This is a genomic window from Cytobacillus sp. IB215665 (genome assembly GCF_033963835.1).
Taxonomy (GTDB): Bacteria; Bacillota; Bacilli; order Bacillales; family SM2101; genus Nanhaiella.
The window spans coordinates 53,818-65,515 of the sequence record NZ_JAXBME010000006.1 but is presented as its reverse complement, the minus strand read 5'-3'; the positions used below and the strand labels follow the sequence as shown (position 1 = coordinate 65,515).

Below are 11,698 nucleotides of genomic sequence, written 5' to 3'. Positions count from 1 at the left end.
TTGCTACTGTTATCATATAAATACAAATACTATAAAAAGTGTAAGAAGAAATGATGCCATGGACTCACTTTATGTACGTGTACTTCATATAACGAAAAACAACAAACAATGTGAAAGCCACCATTAAATTGGCTATTCATCGCTCCCAAGTTTAACGACTATTTTTCTATCTTTGGCATTATTTTGTGATAAGTATGTCTTCCTTGTTCAGAAAAAAGTAGATTAGATTATCTTGTAATTTTGGTGCTTTTATAAAGCCTAATTTTTTCATCAATCGTTGAGATCTTTCATTCTGTTGTTCTACTGTAGCATCGATCACATCTAACTTCATATATTCAAATCCATATTTAATTATTTGCTGCAACACCTCAAACATTATCCCTTTTCCCCAATAATTACTTGATAAATCAAATCCAATTTCAGCATTTAATACATTATGAGACTGCCTTAAATAGTGAAACCCACATGTTCCTACGAACTCATTATTACTCTTCTTATATATACCCCATCGACATCCAAAATCATCTATATGAAATTGAATTATTTCCTTAGCTTCTTTTATATCCTTGCATGGTTCAATATCCAAATATCTTGTAATATTTTCGTCTCTGAAATGTTTATAAACATCTGCAGCGTCATCTAACGTTAATAATTTTAAATATAAGTTTTTAGTTTCCAGTGATGTAAATTCAAAGTTGCTTATTTTTGACATGTTAATTTAGTACCTTTCTTTTAGTTTTTTTCAGAATTTCTCCAGTTTTAATAAAAACTCTCCTAATGAATTCCATTAGTCAATATGCTATAACTATTAATGTTTTTTACTAAGGTTATTCATCTTTTAAGCTCAATAAATGAATTATAAGTTTTTAAGTATTTTTATTAACAAGATGACAATAAAAGCCCTTAGTATATTGCTTACATATGTACAAATTATTAATACTTCAGCTTAAAATGCTTCCTAAAAGGAACCCTCACAGTGCTGTAAATGGTATAACTATCGGGTTATCTCCAACAGGAACGGTTGGATCAGACCCTCTGTACAATTTCCAATATACGCTACTATCCCATTTGGTGTAAAGTGTTGATTGTTCTCTCTAGGACTGTTGCAATTACAGAACGCGTTTTTGAATCCATTACTGTTAGTGTATTTACATTTCGATAAGTTATATATGCTAATTTATATCTATCAGATGGTATTAGCTTCTAGTTGAATTTTATAAGTAATAACTATTATTTTTGTATCTATTACTGAAATGTTATTTAAGGTTGTTGTTATGTGTATTATCAAAACAGCGAGCAAATTTAATATTTCATTTCTCCATTATCAAAACTATTTGAAGGCAAACATAGAAAACAAGAAAATGGCAGCATCTTAAGGAGTTTAGTAGGAGTTGAATATGCTTTTAAATGGGTTGATGCGAATAGAAATGATGTGCTCTTTCGGTTAACGTAAAACTGAGAAAATGATGTTAGCATAAATCTTAGCTACTTCTAGTTCTTTGTAATCCGACTTGGAGGGTTGGAAGAAGACTAGTGCATATACTCATTTGATGGAAGTTGAAAATGACTATAAGAGATGATTTTGAGATTTGGGCAAGTAAATAAAAATAAGTAAAACCCTGATCTCTTTCTTCTATAGGGTTTTACCTATTTTAATGATCCAGTAATCACAACTACAAGTGTTAAAGCTATGACCCAAAAAAGCCAACCTTTTAGCTCAGGCTTTTTAATATTGTTACTCAATTTTGTCACCTCATTTGGCAATTCTACCTTGGTTAGTGATTTTTTTTCTTCTATTAAGAGCTAATTGCATTATTGATAAATCTTGTTGGATTCTATTTAAAAGATACTCTGCTTTTCTTATTTCGTCGATTGATTTGTTACCTCTGTTATTTAAAGTTTCATCTACATATCCTAGCATTTTTAAAAGTTCACCAGAAATTTTATCGTACTGTTTAATATTCTTTATTGTAATTCCTCTCCCTTCTCACACCTCGTCCACTTTAGCCTTAAAATAGTAGTAAAACGCTACCAAAAAGTACCGTTTTACTAGGAAAAACATGCTATATATAAGCGCATAAAGGGGAAATTTGGTTACTATTATCATACCAAAATACTAAAAAGTGTGATTTTGGCTTGAGAGATGATTTAGGAAGATTAGAATGTAGTATTCTTTAAAATGCTATTCTTTTCATATGTTCATATAAATATATTGATAATAAGTGAAGATATCTTTTTATAGTGTTAACTGCGATAAAAGAGATTATTACGATCTAACTTATAGTTTTATCAGTGGCTATATTTTCTTCCAAACATATTAGTTCCCAAGTATCTTCATCAATAGTGATAAGGGCAAATTCAATAATATTGATTAGTTCCTTATCCAGCAATCTTATTTCCTTATGTATACAAAATAGTCACTCGATATTTCATTGCGTAAAATGAATAATCACAAAAGCTAATACTGTTGAAAATTAACCTAGCTGTATTATAAAAGATACGAAACATATTATCACTAGTGTTTTTAATTTAAGTAGCTCCATTCAAGACACAATACCAGTAAAACTTATATAAACTCACATTAAACATCAATGTACATTTATTTTTTTGATAGAACGCTGACATAATGTTGTCAGTGTTCTTTTTATATAATATCTATTAAGCTAAGTATCCATTTGGAGCAAATATGATTACTTATTTGTAAGTATGGTATTAATTGATTATATTAAAATATAATGCATAGTATTTCAAATTATATACTTGGAACTTTATTATAAAAAAGGGGAGAGAATATGCTTAAAAAACTAACAGAGAGAATTTATTACATGCCTCATAATAATGACACAGACAGACCTATATTAGGACTTATATGCGGTGACAAATACAGTTTAATTGTTGACTCAGGAAATTCTCCACAACATGCTAAAGAGTTTTTAGCCGAAGTAAAATCTTTAGATATTCCACCAATCAAATATTTAGTAATCACCCACTGGCATTTCGATCACGTATTCGGCATAAAGGAGATGAATTTAACAACTATAGGTCATGAATATACGAAAATAAAACTGGAAGAAATGAAAAATATGAAGTGGGATAATGCTTCTTTAGATAAATATCTTCAGAATGGTATCTTCAATGAATTTGAGATTAGGTGTATAAAGAAAGAAATTCCAGAAAGGGATAGCTTTCTTTTAGGAGACTTGGATATAACATACAAAGGAAGCATGGAAATAGATTTAGGTGGACTTCATTGCATCATAAACGATGTTGGAGGAGATCATACTCTGGAATCAACAGTTATTTATATTCCTGAGGAAAAAGTAATTTTCTTAGGGGACTGTGTTTATAATGGAAAACATAACGGTGATTATGTTTTTACTAAAGAAAAACTATTTCCAATGATAGATAAAATAGAGAAAAATGATATCGAATACTATTTTTGTTCGCATGAAAGTATTTGCGATAAAAAAGAGATGAGAGGGTTTTGGCATCAGTTAAAATCCACTGGTAATATAGTAGAAAAGGGTACTTCCGTTGAAGAAGCAAAAAGAAAATTTACGGCTACATATAATAGACCACCTTCTGAGGCTGAATCGTTTTTTATTGGCGGTTTTGTAAATGGGCTTAAAGCAATGAAAGAAAAAGCACATCACTAATTTTGTCTATAACTGCTAAGGAGTTGTCTTTGCCCCTTAGCAGCTTTCTATTTATATTTAAAACCCCTTGTTCTGTAAGTTTTCTGATTCAAAGCCTGTTACATTTTGTTTCTAGCTTTTTCACATAGATTGTAGTTTTTCATACTAAAAAATAAACTCGTACACAACTATATTTCGTAGTACCTATTCATCCAAAAACGAAGCTACTTGGCTAATATCATACAAAGAAAGCAAACTAAATAAATCATACTGGCGATTCCAAATAAAGCAACACCTGGGGTACCAATAATATACAAACTGATTGAAAATGACCACAAAAAAGCGATTAACATTAAATGTCTTTTAAGTTTTATAGAAGCTATAATTGCTAAACTAGCAGGTAAAAAAAACAATATAAATGTCCACATTATCGCTTCAGTAACTTGTAGTTTTATATATGGATAATAATAGATCCATAAAGCTATACTTGAGAAGCCTACTACTACCCCTAAAAATTTTGATGTATTTCTAATTTTAATCACCCTTTGTTTATAAGTGAGCCTGACTTACTTAACCTATTAACAACTATCTCGAAATTCCATAATATAATAGCACGCCCTAAAATGAAAAAGACCCTAAGATCAATTTAGTCCATCTTTCATAAATTCTTGAATTGTCTAAGTGCAGTGTTATTCTAACTTCTAGCGTAGTTTTTATTGTAATTTTATTTCCTTAATAAAATCAACTTATAACAGATTTGTTTTCAATTACTTTAATTAACTTGCCAGCCGATGTTATGGACCGTGTTACAATATAGTTTTTTAGCACCTGTTAACTTCACCCTATATAAGAGTTAGTAGTGAATCTCCTGAATTTGAAAATAGTTTAGTGGGGTTTGTTCTGACTGGTATTTCATAAGCTGGTGTATAAACTTCTACTGAATTAAGGTACGAAATGACACCATTTATTCCGCCTATAGTATAGATTTTCCCACCTACTGCTACAACTTCAAATTTGTATCTATTTGTTGGCATACTCGCTCTCAGTTCCCAATTATTTGTTTCCGGATCATATTCTTCAACAGTATCTAAATGTTCACCAGCATTATTAAAGCCTCCAATTGCATATATTTTCCCATTTGCTGTTACAACTTCAAATGCGTATCTATTTGTCGGCATACTCACTCTCGTTTCCCACGTGTTTGTTTCTGGATCATATTCTTCAACGGTATCTAAATATTCTCCGCTATTATTGTACCCTCCAATTGCATATATTTTCCCATTTACTGTTACAACTTCTAATCCATATCTATTAGTTGGCATACTCGTTTTTGTTTTCCACGTGTCTGTTTCCGGATCATATTCTTCAACAGTATCTAAAAATTTCGCGATAATATTATTATATCGATAGCCTCCAATTGCATATATTTTTCCATTTACTGTTACAACTTCAAATGCGTATCTATTTGTTGGCATACTCGTTTTTGTTTCCCACATGTCTGTTTCGGGATCATATTCTTCAATAGTGTTTTTATATTCAAAGGTAGAATTGAAGCCTCCAATTGCATATATCTTCTCATTTACTGTGGCAACTTCAAATGCGTATCTATTTGTTGGCATACTCGCTCTCGTTTCCCACGTGTTTGTTTGCGGTTCATATTCTTCAAGGGAATCTAAATGTTCACCAGCATTATTAAAGCCTCCAATTGCATATATTTTCCTATTTACTGTGGCAACTTCAAATGCGTATCTATTTGTTGGCATACTCGCTCTCATTTTCCACGTGTTTGTTTCCGGATCATATTCTTCAACAGTATCTAAATCCCCGTTAGAATTCGTACCTCCAATTGCATATATTTTCCCATTTACTATTTCAACCCCTAAATTTACGCGCTCAGTAGGCATTGAAGAAGCTGTGTTCCAGCTACCTTCAGCAAAGGCTGGTAACAATGATACTGATAACATCATTGTTATTGCTATGATTAATGACATAAATAGTTTCTTAGTTAATATCATGTTAATAAATTCCTCTCGAATAATATATTTTTATATCACTTGAACTTCTCCAAAGTATGAGGTGGGTGTATGATTAAGAGACTTATTTGACTAAATTTCTATTATGTTTAATAATCTAAGATTACTATGCAATAAACTATTCATTATCTAAACTTCTACAAAGGTCATATTATACTATATGTATTGTGTTTATTCTGGTTGGCACCAAAGTTCACCTTTCCCCTTCTCTAATGCAAATTTAAGGCTTCCGAGGAAATCTTGCCATGCTTTCTCATGCCATTTATATGCTTCTTGCCAATATTTTCCGTACCCCCATCCAAAATGTTCAATTATAACGCTAGTTTTCTTATCTTCTTTTTCAAAAAGAACATTTACAAGCGTTAGATCATCTTGATTGTTCATAATGGAGGCAAATTGATCAGGACCTTTCCAAGTGAATTCTAATTGTTGTTTTGGAACAAACCTCTTTATTTTACAGCCCTTCGTATTCATACATTCAATATTCATAGATTCAAAATATAACTCAAATGCTCCACCTTTTTTAAGTTCAATCACAGCTTTTGGTGCAAACCATTTTGACACTCTATCAGAAATCGTCCATGCGTGCCAAACAAGATCTATTGGAGAATTAATAGTAACATTTATAATTAAGGAACTATTTACTGAAGGTGTCAAAAAATCCTCTCCTTCTAATTAATATTTACATTGGTGATATTATTAATTGTGGGAAAGTTATCAATAACCGTGAAATTGTTCAAGTATAGTGTGCTTTACTTTCTTTAACTTAGGGTTTGGTAGAAAAAATATCATGTAAGAAGATATATAGATACTGACTAAGCTTATTAAAATTTATCTTGAATTCTATATTGTTTATCATAAGGAGGTTTTAACATTTAAACATGTAGCTTAAGTCATTTCTATTGGTGACTTAAGTAATAAATTTTCATTTCAAAGGGGTTGATCAGCAAAGTTTCAGCCATGACGCTAACTTGACATTATTCAAAATCAGTCAATAATAAACAGGAGAAAATAAACCGGTATCAAAAGGTACAAATTCATGAAAGGGAACCGAACCATAGTAAAGAAACTTAATGAAATTTCCTGTTATTTTTCCCGTAAAAGGGAACGACGACTGTAAATAATCGAGGAAAACAAAGATAAATTATTCATTGAATAACATGCGGTTTCTTTCAAGCGAATACAGAATACAACGTTAAGAAAAATACATATTAAAAAGCCCGATTTCTCAGTATTGTAATTGAGAAATTAGGCTTTTTTCATTCCTTCAAAAAAATTCCGATACTTGAAAATTGTAAATACTAAACATGATAGTATCAATCTTATTCCTTAAAAAATTTTTTCAATTTACTAAACACATTTTTGGAAATTTTTAAAATATGAACAGGCAACTTACATTTCATTCATATTTTAACGTTTCACATAAAACGCTCAACAGCCGGTGATATTCTGAAGACGACCTTTTAAACTTTAGTATGAATAGTAGTCACACCTCTATAATAGTTTTGTTTTTCAAACCTCTCTAGATCCCCCATTTAAAATGCATATATATGCCTCAGTCGCAGCTAATAAAGTTTCTTCCTGGAAATCAAATCGAGGGTGATGATGAGGATAATCAAGTTCAGTGCCAAAGAGCATATATGTAGCTTTGCCGCCATGCTCTTGTACTCGATTCATCATGAAGCTGACATCTTCTGAACCAGACACTGAAACTACTGGCAATATTTCTTTAATAAACTCACTTGATGAGCACCAATTAGTAATTTTCGGTATGAGTGCTTCATCACAGACAACTACTTCTGTAACGCCTACTTCCTCAATCGTGCAGGAAACATCATGCATATGTGCTGCGGCTTGAATAATCTGAGTAGCTTTCTCAGCCATATAAAGAGCAATCTGAGTGGTTTCTCCCCGCACTTCTATTTCCATATAGCTGTCCTCTGGGATAATGTTCCGTCCGCTTCCCGCAATCAATCTCCCTACATTCACGCGGGTTATACCATCATGGTGACGGGGGATTCCATACAGATGATTAGCAGCAGTTGTTGCAGCCAATAACGCATTTTTTCCAAGCTCTGGATTCATGCCTGCATGAGAGGAAACTCCTTTGAAGTAGACATTGAATTTGGTTGAAGCAAGAAAACCTTGTGTTGTTGCTGCAATCGTTCCGATGGGTAATGATTGAATGCCTATGTGTCCAGAATAAAAAAAATCGACATCATCGAGCCACCCTTTAGCAGTCATTGCTCTAGCCCCTCTCCCTCCTTCTTCAGCTGGTTGGAATAGAAGAGTAAATCTACCTTTCAGCTGATCATTATGAGATGAAATATACTTTGCCACTCCGAGCCCAATAGCTGCATGCCCGTCATGACCACAAGCGTGCATAACGTTTTCTTCATTAGAATCAAATTTATTCTTTGAAGGCAGATGCGTTAAATCGGTGGATTCGTTTATCGGTAATGCGTCGATATCAAATCGAAATCCAACATGTTCACCCTGTTCACCTGTGTCCCATGTCGCAACAAGTCCTGTATTGCCTCCCCGCATTTTATCTAACCACGACTCTTCTACACCCCAGTCTAAAGCCTTTTTCTCATGTGACTCTAGATCAGCGATGGAAGGCACCCCCATACGGGAGCCTTCTAGAAGTGCTTCTTTGCCAATATAAAGGTTAAATCCCATCTTTTCTAGCTCTTTTCCTATTCTGTATGTAGTAATGTACTCCATAAACCCCAATTCAGGTAAAGCGTGCAAACTCCGCCGCCAATCGACCAATGTCGGGGTAATGTCCTTTAGAAATGTACTAGACATAAAATCACTCCTCAGTTACTTTTCTTTCTGAATACTAACTCTTTTCAATTCATTGGTATTCTTCATTTAGAATACTATTGATTAAATATTACCTTTTATTCTCAATATCTCCTAAATATATATGATAAATCTTATCTTACCATAGAGAATTATTAAGCTAACATGTTTACCCTAATTACAAAATTCATTTCTAATAATTTCTTCGACCTTCAGCAATCTCAATAAAGAAAGACGTCTTTTTGTGGAAAAAATATTCTCCAAAAAAAATATTTCATCCATGAGAAAATTGTTATTTAATCCAAATCAATGTTGCACGTTCTAAAACTGAATCCCATGAGTCTTTTTCAGCTATGATTTTTTTGACATCATATTCTACATAATACACAGCATCAACATCTTGGCTCTCATCAAGTCCAAAGGTAAAGGTATATCCTTGTTCTTTATTTTCACGATTATTAAAAAGTTTTCTTGAAGGAGAATCGGCAATTGTTTGTGTATAAAAAATAAAAATCACATTCTTTTTAACACCATCAACTTCCAATAGTAAAGGATGTGTTGCTTTTAAACCAGCGTGACTTTTCCCATAATAATGGGAAGCCAACCGATTATCATCTTGTTTTTCAATTTTAAAAAGATTCTCCGAATAGGGGATAACCGTATCATAAACAAATACATATGCATACACGCCAATTAAAATAGTAATTGTTATTAATACAGAAGCAATTGAAATCATCACTTTTTTCTTACGCCATTTTCTACTCAAATCACTTAAAAGAGAGACTTTGTTTTCTATTGGAATATAAAGTTCATGTTTCATGGCTTCATATTCTTTTTGACATTTTGCACAATGCTGTAAATGCTCGTCTACCATTTCTTTTGTGTCTTGACTAACTACCTTATCAATATAGAGAGGTAACACATCTTGAATGATTGTGCATTTAATATCTTTCATTATTTTATCTCCTCCATATACTCAATAATTTGTTTCCTTGCCCTATAAAAAGTGACCCTTGCCCATCCTGCGCTTTTACCAAAGAGCTTTCCTATTTTCTCAAAAGGTAACTCACCAAAAGTGCGCAGTGAAAAGACTTCCTTATATGGCTCCACCATCGAGTGAAGAAACTGATGAACTGTAAAAGCATCCTCCTCATTCATCAAATGCTTTACAACCTGGACTTCCGTAATTTGTTCTTCTACTAAATTTGAATCTATTAGTCTCTTCTTTCTTTTGTAATGTGAGAAATATGTATTTTTTGCAATTGTAAAAAGCCATGCTCGAATATCTTTAGAACCATCGAACTTGTCAATTGCTTTTAACGCTTTAAAAAAAGCCTCTTGCGTAATTTCTTCTGCAATAGTTTCATCTTGACTTAATGATTTAATATACAGATACACTTCACGGAAATATTTGTGATAGATTTCTTCAAAGTCCACCCCTTTTCACCCCTTTCACTTATATAACTCCCATAATCACATTACGTTACAGGAAATGTTAAAATAATTTTCACTTAACAATGCCATAACAGCCAAAAAAAAGACACGTTTCATTTACAAAAACGCGCCGTATTGTGGAAAAGATAAATAAAACTCTATTGTATTAATTTCTTGGCTTAATGTCAGGTAGCATTGTCCATTCGGGATCCTTGATATCATATACCAATGGCTTCCTTACAGAACTTGTAAATAGTTCATGACTAGCTCCAAATTTCAAATAAATTCTCTGAGCTTGTCTTAATGAAGGAATATTTGCTCCCCCTTCATAATCAGGGTCGTTAAATTGAACAAAATCATCTTCCCAATAACAAATACTACAAATCTCATATGTTCCAGGGGGTTCTTCACCTATGGTTTTATAACCACAACATGGACAAGTATATTTCATTACATATTCCTCCCAATAGTTACTGTTAATAAAGCAGCAGTAATTATATTCAATTCTGTGTAAAAGACCATAGACTTCGTTTGTGGCCATTGCCTCTCTATTTTTTTATCACATACCCTAGTCTGATGAACTTGTCTATAGTTGACTCAATGCTTTTTTTACTATGTTTTTACAACATATTCCTATTTTAACATATTATTTTCTAATGCTAATTTATAAAAAAATTATTGAACAGTCTCTTATTTAATGTAGAAAGGCGTCATTTTGCGGAATAATATTTTTTTAAAAAAGTGATATAAAAACACTGAAGCTAGACAGGTAAAACATCACATTGTAAGATGAGTACATACTAAAAATTGGAGGTTTTTGTTTGTTAAACTTATGTTTGAGCAGGGTATGTAAACTTTCTTAGTGACTTCGTTCATTGAGAAAGTGCCATTTATAGAATAATAGAGAAGATATAATTCACTAAAAAAAGAGGAGACTATAAATGGATATCATTATTAAAGAAGAAATCACAAAAGAATATAATATGACAGAAGAAATTGTTAAAAGAGCATTTTTAAAGGTAGGTGATAAGAAAGAACACATTCTTGTAAATCGCATAAGAAAATCAAATGCATTTATTCCTGAACTTTCATTAGTTGCAAAAGATCAAAACAATGACATTGTAGGTCATATTATGTTATCTAAAATAACAATAGGAGATGGTGATAACACTGCCGATTCTTTGGCACTAGCTCCACTTTGTGTTGTTCCGGAATATCAGAATAAAGGCATTGGGAGCCAATTAATTCATGCTGCACTAAAAAACGCAAAAGAGCTTGGCTACGGTTCAGTAATTGTTTTAGGACATAAAGACTATTATCCAAAGTTTGGATTTAAACCAGCTAGTTTATGGAATATCAAAGCTCCATTTGAAGTACCTGATGAAGTGTATATGGCTCTGGAAATAACAGAGAACTCTCTTGAAAATGTACAAGGGATCGTTTATTATTCAAGTGCGTTTTCGGATTAATATCTAGGTGTGATTGCATTAAAAAAGGTTGCCATGAAAATGTTTTAAAACATTTTCTAAGCCAGCCTATTTTTAAGTCATATATACTCTTCTTATATAGGTTCCGCTTTTATAATTTGAGATCAATCATTCATTTTTTTCATAGATCTACTTTAGGGAGCTAGAAAAGTAATTCTCAATACCAAGGTATTAATGTTTAGAGAGATTAGAAATTTTTACTCCCTTCAAGCTCCATATTGCTGAGTAACATTTTCAGCTTGTCTGTTAGTAAGGTGAACTTATGGTGAGCAACTAATTCTACTGAGTAAATATATTGCTA

Annotated in this window: 9 protein-coding genes; 2 read left to right on the top strand and 7 right to left on the bottom strand. The window is 32.2% G+C overall.

Annotated features, from left to right (window positions below):
- Window positions 1–178: 178 nt before the first annotated feature.
- Window positions 179–712, bottom strand: coding sequence for a GNAT family N-acetyltransferase (locus SLH52_RS10175; protein WP_320209169.1), 534 nt, complete (start codon window positions 710–712; stop codon window positions 179–181).
- Between the two features lie 2,080 nt (window positions 713–2,792).
- On the opposite strand from SLH52_RS10175, the gene SLH52_RS10170 reads away from it, so the two are divergent.
- Window positions 2,793–3,656, top strand: a complete 864-nt coding sequence (locus tag SLH52_RS10170; RefSeq protein WP_320209168.1) for an MBL fold metallo-hydrolase — start codon at window positions 2,793–2,795, stop codon at window positions 3,654–3,656.
- Window positions 3,657–4,477: 821 nt separating this feature from the next.
- Here the strand turns inward: SLH52_RS10170 and SLH52_RS10165 are convergent.
- From SLH52_RS10165 to SLH52_RS10140, 6 genes are all read right to left on the bottom strand, one after another.
- A complete protein-coding gene (locus SLH52_RS10165) occupies window positions 4,478–5,650 on the bottom strand; it encodes a kelch repeat-containing protein (protein ID WP_320209167.1) in 1,173 nt (390 codons plus the stop codon).
- 189 nt (window positions 5,651–5,839) lie between these two features.
- Window positions 5,840–6,325: an SRPBCC domain-containing protein gene (locus tag SLH52_RS10160; protein WP_320209166.1), complete on the bottom strand. Its 486-nt coding sequence runs from the start codon at window positions 6,323–6,325 to the stop codon at window positions 5,840–5,842.
- Between the two features lie 855 nt (window positions 6,326–7,180).
- Complete coding sequence (locus SLH52_RS10155) at window positions 7,181–8,479, bottom strand: amidohydrolase (RefSeq protein ID WP_320209165.1); 1,299 nt, start codon at window positions 8,477–8,479, stop codon at window positions 7,181–7,183.
- 289 nt (window positions 8,480–8,768) lie between these two features.
- On the bottom strand, window positions 8,769–9,431 hold the full coding sequence (locus SLH52_RS10150; RefSeq protein ID WP_320209164.1) for a zf-HC2 domain-containing protein: 663 nt from the start codon (window positions 9,429–9,431) through the stop codon (window positions 8,769–8,771).
- The gene (locus SLH52_RS10145; protein WP_320209163.1) at window positions 9,431–9,913 is read right to left on the bottom strand and encodes an RNA polymerase sigma factor; all 483 of its coding nucleotides are present in this window, start codon (window positions 9,911–9,913) and stop codon (window positions 9,431–9,433) included. Before SLH52_RS10145 ends, SLH52_RS10150 begins: the two co-directional genes overlap by 1 nt.
- Window positions 9,914–10,076: 163 nt before the next feature.
- Window positions 10,077–10,361, bottom strand: a complete 285-nt coding sequence (locus SLH52_RS10140) for a CPCC family cysteine-rich protein (RefSeq protein ID WP_320209162.1) — start codon at window positions 10,359–10,361, stop codon at window positions 10,077–10,079.
- A 490-nt stretch (window positions 10,362–10,851) separates the two neighbouring features.
- Here SLH52_RS10140 and SLH52_RS10135 point away from each other — a divergent pair, with 490 nt between their 5' ends.
- A complete protein-coding gene (locus SLH52_RS10135) occupies window positions 10,852–11,379 on the top strand; it encodes an N-acetyltransferase (RefSeq protein ID WP_320209161.1) in 528 nt (175 codons plus the stop codon).
- Window positions 11,380–11,698 lie beyond the last annotated feature (319 nt).

Excerpts from the sequence above, each read along its gene's own strand:
- SLH52_RS10175 (WP_320209169.1), bottom strand. The coding sequence starts at position 712 with ATGTCAAAAATAAGCAACTTTGAATTTACATCACTGGAAACTAAAAAC.
- SLH52_RS10170 (WP_320209168.1), top strand. The coding sequence starts at position 2,793 with ATGCTTAAAAAACTAACAGAGAGAATTTATTACATGCCTCATAATAAT.
- SLH52_RS10165 (WP_320209167.1), bottom strand. The coding sequence starts at position 5,650 with ATGATATTAACTAAGAAACTATTTATGTCATTAATCATAGCAATAACA.
- SLH52_RS10155 (WP_320209165.1), bottom strand. The coding sequence starts at position 8,479 with ATGTCTAGTACATTTCTAAAGGACATTACCCCGACATTGGTCGATTGG.
- SLH52_RS10150 (WP_320209164.1), bottom strand. The coding sequence starts at position 9,431 with ATGAAAGATATTAAATGCACAATCATTCAAGATGTGTTACCTCTCTAT.
- SLH52_RS10140 (WP_320209162.1), bottom strand. The coding sequence starts at position 10,361 with ATGAAATATACTTGTCCATGTTGTGGTTATAAAACCATAGGTGAAGAA.
- SLH52_RS10135 (WP_320209161.1), top strand. The coding sequence starts at position 10,852 with ATGGATATCATTATTAAAGAAGAAATCACAAAAGAATATAATATGACA.